The organism is Haloplanus sp. XH21, assembly GCF_023276355.1.
GTDB lineage: Archaea > Halobacteriota > Halobacteria > Halobacteriales > Haloferacaceae > Haloplanus > Haloplanus halobius.
On sequence record NZ_JALLPL010000003.1, the window covers coordinates 1 to 13,723 of the forward strand.

Genomic DNA, 13,723 nt, shown 5'->3' on the forward strand with positions numbered 1-13,723 from the left:
CGATGTTCGAGATGCCATCAGTCGGATAGATGTCTTTGCGGTACTCGATATCCTCCGCGTAGACGTCGTACAGCGCGTCGACGAGCCGGTCGGTGCCGTCGGGTCCGTAGACGGTGAGCGATTCGCGGCCGCCCTCGGTCCAGCTCGTGAACGCGAAGTGGAAGAACGATGCGTTGTGATCTAGGTGGTGGTGAGTGAAGAACATCGTCTCGATCTCTCCAAATGGAATCTGCGCTTCCATGAGGCCGTAGACGGTGTTTGGCCCACAGTCAATCAGAACGCGTTCGTCTGCGATCTCGACGGCGATGCTCGTGCCACCACGCTCGGGAATTGGGATGGGACTTCCCGTACCGACGAGGGTGATTTCCATAGTCCTTCTACGGGACAAAGCCGTTTGTACGTTCGCACGGTCGCTCGGATCACAGGGTTCCTTTGACGGATAGGTACCACTGCTGTAGTGGGTCACGTTTCGCCGGGTCGGCCCCAGAGACTCGCAACCGGGCCCGAGATGACGAGACTGAGGAGTCCGAACGCAACGATGATGGTGAGCACGCCTGGATCGCGGAAACTCGTCGTGGCGATGAGCAACGCGATGGCAACGTTTCGCGCGGCGGTCGTCGTGGCGAGGACTTCTCGCGTGCCTTTACCTGGTCCGCCGAGGGCGTATCCGAGGAGTAACGCAGCGCCGACGACAGCGACCGAGATGAACAGTGTCCCGGTACCGACGAGTTGGCGCATTTCGCCGGCATAGACGAGCGTCAAGAGGATAATCAGGAGAACGAGCAAGACGGTCGAGAGTCGCTGGATCGGTGGATGCAATCGAGTTGCAACTGACTGAAAGCGCGCCTTGACGCCGAGGCCACCGATCAGGGGGATCAACTGCGTCACGACGACGATTCGGGCGATTCCGAGCGGCTCAGCTGAGACATCGCCGGGCATGAGGAGTGCCACCGTAATCGGTATTGTCGCGACGGAGACGACACCCAGTACAGCCATCAGCCCGCTCGCGAACGCGACGTCGCTGTTCGAGATCTCGGCGAGTTTCGGACAAAGGGTGCTCCCGGGGCCATGGCGATCAACAGGAGTCCGACGACGTGACCGGTCTCCATCGGAACAATAAGGACGAATACGAACGCCAGCAGCGGAACGAGGACGAGATTCACGAGCAGTGATTTCGCCAGCAGCCACCGTTGTCCGAGTGATATGAGGATCTCGTCGGTCGTCAACGCAAGCCCCATCGAAAGCATCGTCGCAAGCACGAAGACGCCCGTCACAAAATCGATGACTGCGGTGACTGTTATTGGCCCCATTCGCCTACCACCATATTTCGTGGGTTGGAGAGAAAAGTGGCCCGCACGTCGGTGGGCACAGCTTTTGCATCGATGAACTACGCGGTCGGTCGAGTTCCGAGGGTGTCTGACTCGCTTCTGCTTCGAGGTGGCTCCTCTCTTTCAGGTATAGGACCTTGCCAATCCGACCCAATTTGAAGGAGTTGAATCGATGGCGATCAAACACCCGGTGTTGCTGCTTATGATAAGGGATCGCAGGCGATATGACCGGCATGATGAGCAGTTAGCCGCTGTAGTAGTATTCCCCACTCGATTTCTGTTTACGGTCAAGTTGACTCCCCGGCTTGTTCACCCGTGGTCTACCGGTCCGCTCGTCTCGCCTGAACGTAATTTCGAGCGAGGCGAGGAACGCGTTCATTCCTGACCGCATTGCTTGTGGGGCACTTGCCCGCCCGTGACGACTCGGTTCTCCATCGAATACAATCAGTCGGTCTGCGACACGGTCGATGACGAAAAGGTCGTGATCGACGACTAGTACGGGGTGGTCAGTTTGCTTGCTGAACTGATGAATCTTATCGGCGAGGGACACACGTCGACTGACGTCCAGGAAGGCTGAGGGCTCGTCCAGGAGATAGAGATCTGCGTCGCGTGCAAGACAGAGTGCAATCCCAGTACGCTGTAACTCTCCCCCTGAGAGCGAACCGAGCGAACGATCGTACAACGGCTCGAGCTCGAACGGATCCTGGATTCGCCTCGTGAATGACTGTGAGTGAAGATCGGCGACCGCTGTGAACCGCTCACGAACCGTTTCGTCGCTATCTGGCGTGATGTACTGTGGCTTGTACGATACTGTTACCTCATCCAGAACCGTTCTCTCGTCGGCTTCAACACTCCCAGCAAGTAATTTCACGAATGTCGTTTTCCCGAGCGCGTTCTCCCCAACGATTCCGATTGACTCACCGGTATGTATCTGACCGGACTCGACTGTCAGCGAAAAGTCCTCAAACGATTTTTCCAACCGAGGATAGTCGAGAACCGGGTCACCATACTGGACGCCACGTTCACCGGCCGTGGGGAAGTCGATCGAGTTGCGGCGAATCTGGACGTTTTCCTCTTTCAGTCGGCCATCGAGGAACTGGTTGATGCCTGTTCGAACTGCGAGTTGTTGGGCGACGACACCGAATCCACCTGGTTCACCGTACAGTACGTGGATCGCGTCCGAGAGGAGGTCCAGTGTCGCTAGGTCGTGTTCGACGACAAGGGCCGCTGCATCCGTTTCTTGGACATGGCTGCGGATCGTCTGCGCGACTGACAACCGCTGTTCGATATCTAGAAACGACGACGGTTCGTCGAACAGGTAGAGATCCGCATCGGCTGACAAGGTGGCACCGATCGCGACCCGCTGCCGTTCGCCACCCGAGAGATCAGCCAGCGACCGATCCCGGATCGACCGAAGATCGAGGTCGTCAACGAATCGGTCCGGGTCGTCCGAATGCGCAACAAGCAGGTCTCTCACCGTCTCGGCATTTGCTTCGTGAAGCGAGTCGACTCGCTGCTGCTTGTAACTGATCGTGACGTTGTCGTCTCGAAGCCGCTCAAGATGCGTCTGCAGGGTTGTCCCTCGGAAGGCTTCGATAGCCTGATTCCAATCCAATTCCCCATTCGTGATGCCGAAATTCGGAACCAGCTCGCCGGCTAAGATGCGGAGCACAGTGCTTTTCCCGATTCCGTTGGGACCGAGGAGGCCGACGATTCTACCATCCTCCGGGATGGGGAGGTCGTACATCCGGAATCCGTTCTCGCCATACTGGTGAACAAGCTGGCCGGTTTCGGATGGAAGCGGGACAATCTGGATCGCGTCGTTCGGAATTTTCTTCTCGATGAGTTTGTGCTCGCGCATCACGTTCACGTCGTCGATGTGGAGTTCTGCGTCTTCGGTGACGTGGAACCCCTCGTGGCCGGATCGATTCAGCGGATCGTATTTGACGGCGATGTTCCGCACCTCGTCGGTGACCTTGTCTTGGTCAATAATCGCGATGTATTTCTGGTCTCGAGAATTCATAGAGTTAGTCATGGAGTGCCGTTTCTGCGGTTACTCGTGTCTTCGAACCGTCGCTGGCATCGTATCCCTCGTGGGACAGCGTACTCGAAGTCACCTGGAATACCACCCGATTCCGGTCGGTTGGGCTGGTGGTTCCAGTGGACTCGAGGGATAGGATTTGTCGGCTTGGTAGGTGTGATACGCAGGTGGTGCGAGGTCGTTTGGACCGTTTGGATAGAACAGCGAGGCGAGCGCCTGTGAGTGCGCTCGGCCAGCGTCGAGTTCGAACATTCCGCCTCCATAGAGTTCGACATCGTGTTGCAAGCCATATTCGAGAATACGACAGAGTGATTCGAGCGTCCCAGACCGACACGGCTTGATGTTGAGAGCAGTTGGTTCCCACGGGAGGTTCCGGATACTTTCGACACCTGTTATCGGGGCGTCCCAGGAGACTCTGTCAGCATATTCGTCGAGTACAGGTCGTGTCGTATCCGTGACGGCCGGGTCTTCGATGAGTGCATCCGGGAACGTCTCGAACAGCTGCCGGTAGAGGTCCGGATCAGTGGGACCCCCGACATCCGAACCGTACTGTGCTTTCAAATCCAGAATTCGAACCGCACCGGTATCCGATAGGGCCGAGAGTAACTCGTCGCTCGGCGTATCGGGGACGTCGATCTTGAACTCGATATCCGAATCTGTATCGAGGAACCGGTTCACGGGACGGATGTGTGGTGGATCCCCGAGCTGTAGACTGACGACGAATGCCATCGGTTCGTACGTACGGTCAAGTACCGATGCCAGCGTTCGCCCCGACTGTTTGAGTGCCAGATCGAGAACTGCACTCTCGATCGCCCAGCGCAAATACTCGGGAGCGTCCCTGGACGCAGTCTGTGTCGAGAAATTGGCATCGAGAGCGTCCGAAAACGTTCCGATCGTCCAGTCACCCGTCGGAAGCGCTAGTCCCTCTTCGCGAAGTCGCTCGTGAGCCTCTCTGGAACGGGTGACATCTTCTCCGAATCCAGTCACGCCTTGACCGCGAACACGAATGATGGTTCGCTCGAACGTCCGGTGTTCTGTCTCGATACGCCTTCCGTCGAACGAGACCGCTTCGACGGTGACCGGTAACGAATTGAGCTCTTCATAGAGCTCGGGGAACTCACTGGGTATCGCGTCCTCCCGATCCCTTCCGGGTTTGTGGTCGTCCATACGTTCAGTGAGTGCTCTGTGCTGAAATACCCAGACGACTTTCCACCCAAAGGGAGGAGACACGGTCGTGTCAAGTTAAGCGTGAAGAGTGAGGCGTGATGATTTCGTAGTGCTCTATGCCAGAAATCACACGCCTCAGCGACGATAGCGACTGGATCGAATTAGATTTTGTGGAGCGTCAGTGGACACCCGAGTTCGCGATGCGGCTCGGTATTCAGATGCACGTGGCAGGACTATCACTTTTGGATACCATCTCTATTCTTGAAAGGTTGGGTGTCGAACGCTCTCGAACGGCTGTCCACAACTGGGTGCAGAAGGCCGATCTACAGCCCGAAGGCGGTGCGAGCCCGAATCACGTTGCACTCGACGAAACCGTGATTCGAATCAACGGACAGCAGTATTGGCTGTATGCCGCCGTCGATCCTGAAACGAACAAATTCCTTCATATCCGGATCTTTAGCACGTATACGACCGGCTTAACCGAAATCTTCCTGAGTGAATTACGCGAGAAACACGACGTCGAAACCGCCGTATTTCTCGTCGACGATGCTCAGTGGCTCAAAACTGCCCTCGACCGACACGGCCTCGATTGCAGATACGAACTCCATGGCAATCGGAATGCCGTCGAACGTATCTTTAGAGAAGTAAAACGCTGAACCTCTTCGTTTTCAAATACGTTCAGCCACGTGGAGCCGACGACCGCAGAAACGTGGCTTCAAGCCCTCGCCGTCTGGTGGAATCGATGCCAAAGTTAACGCGACCCTGTCGAGAGCGACGTGACGACGTTTCACGCCATCGAACCTGATCTCTATATGCGGCGACAGGCAGAGGAGAAGGCACGAACTTACTCTTTGGATGTCACCATTGACGACTCACCAGCTGAGTCGCTCCCATATCGTGATGACACGTTTGACGTCGTCATTGCATCGATGGTATTCTGTACGATCCCAGACGTCGAGACAGCGTTGAGTGAGGTGTCACGGGTACTCAAGCCAGGTGGTGAGTTCCGATTCTTCGAACACGTCGCCGATGATGGATGGCGTGGGCGTGTGCAGGGGGTACTCGCGCCACTCTGGAAACGGCTAGCCGGGGGCTGTCATCTAACGCGCCAAACTGCGTTGCGATTCGCAGCTGAACCAACATTCGATATCGTCGAGATCGAACCTCTGCATCTCGGTGTAACACCGATCCGCCCGTTCGTACGAGGTATCCTTCGCAAACGGACGTGGTCTCCTATCTGAGCTCGCCGATAAGGAGGAACGTCTCCGGCCGGACGGCCATATGCTCGATGTGAAATCCAGCTTCGCGGAGGTCGTTCGCCGTTTCCGCACCACTGAATCGTTCATCAAGTGGAGGTCCGTGGTCTCCACTCCCCGTTGCCGCCCAATCGACGATAACCAACCGACCAGCGTCCGCCAACACGCGAGTGATCTCGGCCAGCGCCTCTTCCCCAGCGAACTCATGGTACGTCATCGTTGAGAATGCAGCGTCGAGGCTGTTCGTATCGAGCGGGAGATCATCGACGCCACTCATCACGAGTTCGACGTTCTCGGGGACGCCTTTCTCCCGATAGTAATCGTGCATCGCTTCTTGGATGTCGACGGCGTACACGTGGTCGACAGCCGGCGCGATATCGTCGGTGTAGAACCCGGTCCCGCTGCCGAAGTCCGCTACGGTCTCGTCGCCATCCGGTGACAGTGCCCAGAGCAACCCTTCCGCGGAGAGGAAGCGGTACCGTCGCTGTGCGTCCTCGAGTTTGTCGGCGCGGTCGGCGTCGAACGTGTGATATCCCATGTTAGAAGTTCGCGAACGCCTCGTCAACGAGTTCTCCGGTGTCCGCGACGATGCCCGCCATTTCCTCGTTGTCGGGCGCCATCCCGACGAGGCGGGCGATGCGCATAATGGAGACATGATAGACGACCTGCTTTCCGGGTTCCTCTTCCCAGATGACGACGTTACAGGCCATGAGCGCACCGAGTTTGTTGTCGGTCGCGTCCAGCGCGCGGTCGGCCACCTCTGGGTTGCACGCGCCTAACACGTAGTAGGGGTTGCGGCCCGCGTCGACTTTTTCGTTGAGCATCTCGGAGGGCGAGAACTCGACGGGAACGCCGAAGCCGGCATCTGTGAACACGTCCCGGACGTGTTCGACCGCTTCCTCGTGGCTCATCTCGAGGGTTGCCTGTTGTTCGCCGATGTCTTCCGGGTCGATCTGGCTTGGGTCGATTGGGAGCGTCATTCGTGTGTTATATTGGGGTGATAGAACAAAATCTCTTCGGATATTTTTCGCGAGTCTGGGTTTTTGGGTAGATAGAACCAAATACCTGACGCTATGGGCAAGATCAGGCTAGTTATATTGTGTGATTAGAACAAGACTATTAAGCACGCGGTGCGTAGAGGCTAGTAATGGCAACCCAGGCAGCAGAGACAGACAATGTGGTTTCGCTTGATGACGACGACATCAAAACGGTCGTCGAAGACAGCAGCGTCGCGCTCGTGGAGTTCTACACGGAGTGGTGTGGAACCTGCGAGCGGATGAAGCCGGTTCTCGAAGAACTAGCGAAAGATACTGACGCGACGATCCTGACGATCGATATTGAGTCGAACCTTGAAACGGCAATCGAGTTCGGTGCCCAGAGCACGCCCACGTTCGTCCTGTTCGCCGACGGGCAACCGGTGAAACAGCTTCGCGGCGGCCAGACCGAACAGACACTCCGCGACCTAATCGTCCAGTACCACGACTAACTCACCGACAACGAAATGACCTCCAGAGAACTCCGCGCCGACACGCCCGCCTTACACGAGGACGTCTACCTGAACTTCGGCGCCCACGGACCGAGTCCACGGTACGTCGTCGAGGCTGCTGACGAGTTCGCATGGTCACACGAGTACGAAACGAGCACGCAAACGACCCTACGTGGCGGCGTTCGCCGCCTATGACCGCGTGCGGGAGCGCGTCGCCACCTTCGTCGGTGCAGATGACGACGAGATCGCGCTCACGGAGAGCACGACCGCGGGCATCAACGCCGTCGCGACCGCCATCGACTGGGAGCCCGGCGATACCGTCGTTCGAACTGACCTCGAACACCCGGACGGGACGCTTCCGTGGCAACGTTTAGAACAGGAGGGCGTTGAGGTTTGCGTCGTCGAGACGGAGAACGGTCCCGTCGATCTCGACGCCTTCGCCGAGGCCGTCGCCGACGCACGCCTGACCTGTTTCAGCGCGGTGATGTGGACGCACGGTACCCAGTTGCCGGTCGCCGACCTCGTCGACCTCGCTCACGAAGCTAGCGCGCTCACGCTCGTCGACGCTGTGCAAGTGCCGGGACAGCTTCCCATCCATATCGGCGAATGGGGGGCCGATGCCGTCGCGGCGGCCGGTCACAAGTGGCTGCTGGGGCTGTGGGGCGGCGGCTTCCTCTATGTCGACCGGACAGATGTTGATTCCCTGCTGCCCAGTACAGTTCGGCCACCGTCGGGAGCGACGGCTTCCGCAGGGCCACTGAGCCGCTCGTGGAGCAGTTCCTCCACCGGATGGCCTTCCGGCCACAGGTAGTGGACCTCGCGGCGCTCGCGATGGTCGTAGGAGCCGCACGCCGCTGCGCACCCAGTCCAGACGCGCCAAGCACCGAGCGCGCCAATCACGTCGACGATGGCACGGGGACCCGTCTGGTGGTCGTCCGGGAAGAACACCCGGAAGCGGGTACACCCTTCTTGCGGCGGCACGGTCTCCCACCAGTCTTCGCTGGAGCCCCAGCTGTCGTACATCGCCTCGTCGCTCCCGTAGCCGACTGTCACGCCATCGATCGGCGTCCAGTCTGCTGGGAGGTGGCCCGACTCGCCTTCGAGCACCCGGAGGACGGCGTATCGGAGGTACTCGTGGGCTTGGTTGTCTGTCGTTCGAGCGATCTGGTCGTGTTGCTTGGCGACGTGCTCGGCTTCCTCGAGGAGCGTCGTGAGATAGGGTTCAGTCATTATTTGACGGAGGTCAGAACGCGCCTCCGCCCCTCCGCGGGCGCTGAAAAACTTAACCAACACAACGGAAGGAACCCATCACTCTGTTGGTTAACTGTGTTAGGACGAGGATTCGCTTTCGAGCACGTCGATGAGCTCTTCTGCTGTGGAACTGATCCGTCCGAGCCGCTCGCGAACGACCTCGGGATCGTCCGACTCCCACGCAGCGAGGTAGAACGCCGACCCGCTGGTGTCCAACCCACAGTAGCGCCCGACGACGTACGCGACGGCTTCGGCCTCGACTTCGCGTTTTGCCCGCTCGGTGTCGTCGTCGACGTCGAAGTGGAGCAGAGCGTGCGCGTACTCGTGAATCAGCGTCCGCGCGAGGTCGGCCTCGTTCTCCCGATCACGCACCTCGACGAGCGGCTGAACGTCGACGAGGCTCAGCTGCTCGCAGATGCCCTTCGCCTCGCCGTGGGTCCACTCATCGGCTGGAACGATCCGCACCGTCACGCCGAGGTCGTCAGCGGCGGCAGTCAACTGCTCGACGAGGTCGCCGGCGTCCCCGGTTGCTTCTGTGTCCAGGTCGGGAAGCGGCTCGCCCTCGGTCTGGGAGACGTCGAACACCGGCGCGGGCTTGAACCCGACCAGGCCCTCGGACCACTCCTCGGGTGGCGTCTCGTCGTACTCACAGTCACTGTCCTCGTGGTAGCTCGGCGAATTCTCGCACTCCGGGCACTGCTTGGAGATGATCGGCGCCCAGATCCAGATGGCCGACTCACCCTCCTTGACGTGGCGGTCGAACTCCTCCTGCCACGTCCGGTAGCCCGCCACCCGGCTCGCCTCGGGACACTGCCGCTTGATGAGGAGCGTGTTCCGGTAGGAGTAGTCGTGGAAGCGACTCTGGACGTCCAGCCACTCCTGGAACTCCGCGCTGGCCTGCGCGTCGTCGACGCCGGCGACGAGGTCGTCGATCCACTGTTCGATCGTACTGTTCATCTCGTCGGATCGCGTGTCGGTCTGGTCGAAGGAGACCGACGAGTCTCTGGTCGTAGCCATTGTGTTCACCGAATCGGATGAATACGATTTCACCAGTTCAGAACGCGCCGCACCCCTCAGAGGCGGATGAACAACCCCCGAGGAATGCTACCGAAGCTCGGCTGTATCGTCGGTGCGACCGACCGTCGTAACTACTATAACAATTTCGTCATATCATAGTCGATATCGAAAACAGGAGATTAACGGCCAGCAGCACTGAAATTTGGCTGACTTCTTGTTGGATGCGTCCGTATTCTCACTGACAACCCCGACATTTAACATTTCCCGGAGTGGAAACGCACTATAGATATCAGGTGAAATCGTGTCCTCCGACCCTCCTATTGGGAGCGATTCTCTCAACCCACTATCCGATTTAGACACATCTGACGCAGGTCCCCGCCTACCATCGCCGAGTTCTTCGAAAAGAACAAACACATGCTCGGCTTCGACTCGGGCGCTAGAGGACTTGTAACGGCCGTGAAGGAGACGGTCAATAACGCGCTTGAAGCGGCCGAGGAGGCTGATATACTCCCGGAAATCTACATTGAGATCGCGGAGGCCGGGGACTACTACCGCCTAGTGGTCGAAAATAATGGCCCCGGTGTCACCAAAGAACAGGTTCCCAAGATCTGGTCGTGTTAACTTTGGCATCGATTCCACCAGACAGCGACGGCTTGGAGCCACGTTTCTGCTGTCGTCGGCTCCACATGGCTGAACGTATTTGAAAACGAAGAGGTTCGTCGTTTTACTTCTCTAAAGATACATTCGACGGCATTCCGATTGCCATGGCGTTCGTATCTGCAATCAAGGCCGTGTCGATCGAGGGCTGTTTGAAGCCATTGGGTGCCATCGACGAGAAACACAGCGGTTTCAACATCGTGTTTCTCGCGTAATTCACTCAGGAAAATTTCGGTAAAACCGGCCGTACACGTGCTAAAGAGCCGAATATGAAGGAACATGTTCGTTTCAGGATCGATGGCGGCGTATAGCCAGTATTGCTGATCGTTGATTCGAATCACAGTTTTCGTCGAGCGCGACGTGATTCGGGCTCGCACCGCCTTCGGGCTGTAGATCGGCCTTCTGCACCCAGTTGTGGACGGCCGTTCGAGAGCGTTCGACACCCAACCTCTCAAGAATAGAGATGGTGTTCGAAAGTGATAGTCCAGCCAAATGGAGTCGGATACCAAGCCGCATCGCGAACTCGGGTGTCCGCTGACGCTCCACAAAATCTAATTCGATCCAGTCGCTACCGTCGCTGAGGCGTGTGATTTCTGGCATAGAGCACTACGAAATCACCACGCCTCACTCTTCACGCTTAACTTGACACGACCCAAAATAGTTGCACAAAATATAATAACATTGAAGATGATATTCTAACGGACCATGGCACAAGTTAGCACCCCTGAAGTCGAGCATCCACTTGACCCCCTGACGGCATCCGAAATCGAACTGACGACCGATATCTTGGAGGGTCATGACCAGGTGACCGACGACGTCGGCTTCTACAGCTACCAGCCGGTCGAACCTCCAAAGGGCGAACTCGACGGGTGGGACGAGGGCGAGCCGTTCGACCGGAAGGTCAAGGCGGTCCTCCGGAACTTTGAGAAGAGAGAGACGTATGAGGCTGTGATCTCGCTCGACGACGACGAGATCATCTCCTGGGAACGCCTCCCCAACGCCATCCCCCACATCCCGGACATGGACGTCCGCGAGGCCGAGGAGACGATCATCGAAAACGAAGAGTTCCGTGACGCCGCCCGCAAGCGAGGTGTCGAGGAGTTCGATCACGTCATCGTCGACCCGTGGCCGGTCAACGCCAGCGAGTTCGTCCCCGACGACATCGAGGACCGACGGCTCGCGCGGGGCATCTCCTGGGTCGGGCGCGACGAGAAGGACAACGCCTACTCCCGCCCGCTCGAGGGTATCCACGTGTTCATCGACCTCGACGACATGGAGGTCCTGGAGGTCGTCGACAACGGGGTCGTCGACGAGGACAGCCCGCTCCCGCCCGAGCGGGCGGACTTCCGAGCCGACCAGGTTGACACCCGCGACACCCGCGAACACCTCGATGTCGTCCAGCCCGACGGCGTCAGCTGGGAGGTCGATGGTCGCGAGGTCGAATGGGAGAAATGGTCGTTCCGCGTCGGCTGGACCGACCGCGAGGGGCTGGTGCTCCACGACATCTCCTACGACGACGACGGCGAGGAGCGTCAGATCCTCCATCGACTGTCTGCGACGGCGATGGCCGTTCCCTACGGCGATACCGATCCTAACCACAGCTGGAAGAACGCCCTCGACATCGGCGAGTTCAACGTCGGCCGCATGGTCAACTCGCTGGACGAGGGCTGTGACTGCCTGGGTGTGATGCACTACTTCGACGCCGTCACCAACGACCGGGACGGCAACGTTCTGCATTTCCCCAACGCCATCTGTATGCACGAGGAGGACGACGGCCTCCTCTGGAAGCACACGGAGGTCCGCAAGGGCAACACCGAAGTCCGCCGCCGTCGCCGGCTTGTCATCTCCCAGATCGCCACGGTGTACAACTACGACTACGCGTTTTACTACTACTTCTACCAGGACGGCCGCATCGAGGCGGAGATGCGCCTGACCGGCATCGACTCCAACGGCGTCGTGCCCGAAGGGACGACCGCCGACGACACGGGCGGGTTCTACGAGATCTCCGCTCCGCAAATCAAGACCTCCCTCCACCAACACTGCTTCAACTTCCGGATGGATTTCGACATCGACGGCGAGGACAACTCCGTCTACGAAGTCCACAACGAACCGGTCGACGAGGTAGCCTGGACCCACGAGGAGTCCGAGAACCCCGCCGGCCAGGGTTGGTACATGGACGAGACGCTGCTGGAGACCGAACAGGACGCCCGCATGGACATCGATCCCAACCGGGGTCGGTACTGGCAGGTCGTCAACCCGAACAAGGAAAGCGCCTACGGCTACAATCCGGGTTACAAACTCCACCCCAAGACGAACGTCGAGACGCCAATCCAGAGCGGGGCTCCCGCACGGCGGCGGGCAGGCTTCCTCGACAACGACTTCTGGGTGACGCCGTACGACCCCGACGAAATGTACGCGGACGGCGAGTACCCGACCCAGAATGACAATCCCTCGGGTCTGCGCGAGTGGACCGCTCAGGACCGCAACATCGTCAACGAGGACGTGGTCCTGTGGTACACGCTGGGCGTCAACCACCGCACCCGGCCCGAGGACTGGCCGGTGCTGCCCGTCGAGGTGGCCAGCTTCGAACTCGCACCTGAAGGGTTCTTCGACGAAAACCCGGCAGTCGACGTGGCACCCGAACCCGCTGCCTGCGAACACGACGTCACCGCCGACGACGATTGACGACAGGCTCACTCCCCGGTCGCTCCGTATCCCACACCGGTTGCGACATGCCGCCGGAACCCGACTGGTGACGGTCGTGGTGATGCACACCTCCCTTCGCGGCCGGATCGATTCAACGGGTCGTACTCGGCTACGATATTCCGTACTTGGTCGGTGACCTCATTCTAGTCAATGATTGCGACGTGCTTTTCGATCTGTAGGAGTGATCATATATGGGAATCTCGATGAGCGCCATCTCACCGCTGAGGCCACCAACCCGCGCCTGAATCATACTCTCGAGGTCCTCAAAGGTGGATAGCGGTCGACGTCGTTGGGAATGATCCCGGTTCACGCTTCATCACTACGGTCACCAGCGGCCAATTCGACGAACTGATTGAACTCGCGGACTGCGTTGCGTCGGTAGTCGAACGTTGAACGGATCGTCCTTCTGCATTGATATCAAAAGTTGTGCACATAGTAACATGGTCGTGGCTGCGCGCGCAGCGACCCGCGGGAGCGAGCACGGAGTGGTGGGAGGGGCGGTGGGGCTTGGGCTGGTCTGGCGTCCAATAAAAAACGGGGAGACTACGTCAACCTACGACTCCCACCACCGCTCACGATCCAGGAACACGATCGGCTCGTCGACGTCAATGCGATCGACCACCGGCCACGATACTAGCTCACCTTCGCCGCCCGGATCCGCATGCGTTCGCCTTTTCGCACCGTCGGTTGATCGCTCTTCGTCCACACCGTGAACTTCGTGCGCGCCGTCTCGTCACCGATCAGCCCGGCCTGCTGTACCGACCCGTCTGTCTCGAACAGCGTCTTTACTTCGCGCTTAAGGCTCACCTCGCCG

Annotated in this window: 12 protein-coding genes and 5 pseudogenes; 6 read left to right on the forward strand and 11 right to left on the reverse strand. The window is 58.8% G+C overall.

The features are described from left to right. From MXB53_RS14950 to MXB53_RS14970, 5 genes are all read right to left on the reverse strand, one after another. Positions 1–370: MBL fold metallo-hydrolase (locus MXB53_RS14950; protein ID WP_248898372.1), on the reverse strand; the 370-nt coding region annotated here is incomplete at its 3' end. A gap of 92 nt (positions 371–462) precedes the next feature. Next, on the reverse strand, positions 463–996 hold the full coding sequence (locus tag MXB53_RS14955; RefSeq protein WP_248898373.1) for a hypothetical protein: 534 nt from the start codon (positions 994–996) through the stop codon (positions 463–465). After that, complete coding sequence (locus MXB53_RS14960; RefSeq protein WP_248898374.1) at positions 996–1,310, reverse strand: hypothetical protein; 315 nt, start codon at positions 1,308–1,310, stop codon at positions 996–998. The genes MXB53_RS14955 and MXB53_RS14960 overlap by 1 nt, the downstream gene beginning before the upstream one ends. Before the next feature lie 262 nt (positions 1,311–1,572). Continuing rightward, the gene (locus MXB53_RS14965) at positions 1,573–3,351 is read right to left on the reverse strand and encodes a ribosome biogenesis/translation initiation ATPase RLI (protein WP_248898375.1); all 1,779 of its coding nucleotides are present in this window, start codon (positions 3,349–3,351) and stop codon (positions 1,573–1,575) included. A gap of 90 nt (positions 3,352–3,441) precedes the next feature. Further along, entirely contained in the window at positions 3,442–4,536 is a 1,095-nt protein-coding gene (locus MXB53_RS14970) for a hypothetical protein (RefSeq protein WP_248898376.1), read from the reverse strand. A 116-nt stretch (positions 4,537–4,652) separates the two neighbouring features. On the opposite strand from MXB53_RS14970, the pseudogene MXB53_RS14975 reads away from it, so the two are divergent. Further along, positions 4,653–5,291, forward strand: a pseudogene (locus MXB53_RS14975) (IS6 family transposase). A 21-nt stretch (positions 5,292–5,312) separates the two neighbouring features. Continuing rightward, on the forward strand, positions 5,313–5,777 hold the full coding sequence (locus MXB53_RS14980; RefSeq protein ID WP_345779744.1) for a class I SAM-dependent methyltransferase: 465 nt from the start codon (positions 5,313–5,315) through the stop codon (positions 5,775–5,777). On the opposite strand, the gene MXB53_RS14985 is transcribed toward MXB53_RS14980, so the two are convergent. After that, positions 5,770–6,330: a class I SAM-dependent methyltransferase gene (locus MXB53_RS14985; protein WP_248898377.1), complete on the reverse strand. Its 561-nt coding sequence runs from the start codon at positions 6,328–6,330 to the stop codon at positions 5,770–5,772. The genes MXB53_RS14980 and MXB53_RS14985 overlap by 8 nt on opposite strands. Position 6,331: 1 nt before the next feature. After that, positions 6,332–6,772 (reverse strand): DUF302 domain-containing protein, encoded by a 441-nt coding sequence (locus MXB53_RS14990; RefSeq protein WP_248898378.1) that lies wholly within the window; start codon positions 6,770–6,772, stop codon positions 6,332–6,334. A 167-nt stretch (positions 6,773–6,939) separates the two neighbouring features. Between MXB53_RS14990 and MXB53_RS14995 the strand changes: the two genes are divergently transcribed. Both MXB53_RS14995 and MXB53_RS15000 read left to right on the forward strand, forming a co-directional pair. Beyond that, positions 6,940–7,278 carry a thioredoxin family protein gene (locus MXB53_RS14995; protein ID WP_248898379.1) on the forward strand — a complete coding sequence of 113 codons (339 nt, stop codon included), beginning with the start codon at positions 6,940–6,942 and terminating at the stop codon, positions 7,276–7,278. A 15-nt stretch (positions 7,279–7,293) separates the two neighbouring features. Beyond that, positions 7,294–8,035 (forward strand): annotated as a pseudogene (locus MXB53_RS15000) (aminotransferase class V-fold PLP-dependent enzyme); the annotation flags it as partial. Here MXB53_RS15000 and MXB53_RS15005 read toward each other — a convergent pair. Together MXB53_RS15005 and MXB53_RS15010 are read right to left on the reverse strand one after the other, a co-directional pair. Then, a pseudogene (locus MXB53_RS15005) lies at positions 7,996–8,508 on the reverse strand (hypothetical protein); the annotation flags it as partial. The pseudogenes MXB53_RS15000 and MXB53_RS15005 overlap by 40 nt on opposite strands. 99 nt (positions 8,509–8,607) lie before the next feature. Continuing rightward, on the reverse strand, positions 8,608–9,546 hold the full coding sequence (locus MXB53_RS15010; RefSeq protein WP_248898380.1) for an ArdC-like ssDNA-binding domain-containing protein: 939 nt from the start codon (positions 9,544–9,546) through the stop codon (positions 8,608–8,610). A gap of 384 nt (positions 9,547–9,930) precedes the next feature. Here MXB53_RS15010 and MXB53_RS15015 point away from each other — a divergent pair. Continuing rightward, a pseudogene (locus MXB53_RS15015) lies at positions 9,931–10,158 on the forward strand (ATP-binding protein); the annotation flags it as partial. 5 nt (positions 10,159–10,163) lie between these two features. On the opposite strand, the pseudogene MXB53_RS15020 reads toward MXB53_RS15015, so the two are convergent. After that, positions 10,164–10,803: pseudogene (locus tag MXB53_RS15020) on the reverse strand (IS6 family transposase). Positions 10,804–10,908: 105 nt separating this feature from the next. On the opposite strand from MXB53_RS15020, the gene MXB53_RS15025 reads away from it, so the two are divergent. After that, positions 10,909–12,888, forward strand: a complete 1,980-nt coding sequence (locus tag MXB53_RS15025) for a primary-amine oxidase (RefSeq protein ID WP_248898381.1) — start codon at positions 10,909–10,911, stop codon at positions 12,886–12,888. 654 nt (positions 12,889–13,542) lie between these two features. Here the strand turns inward: MXB53_RS15025 and MXB53_RS15030 are convergent. Further along, positions 13,543–13,716, reverse strand: coding sequence for a hypothetical protein (locus MXB53_RS15030; RefSeq protein ID WP_248898382.1), 174 nt, complete (start codon positions 13,714–13,716; stop codon positions 13,543–13,545). Positions 13,717–13,723: the final 7 nt, after the last annotated feature.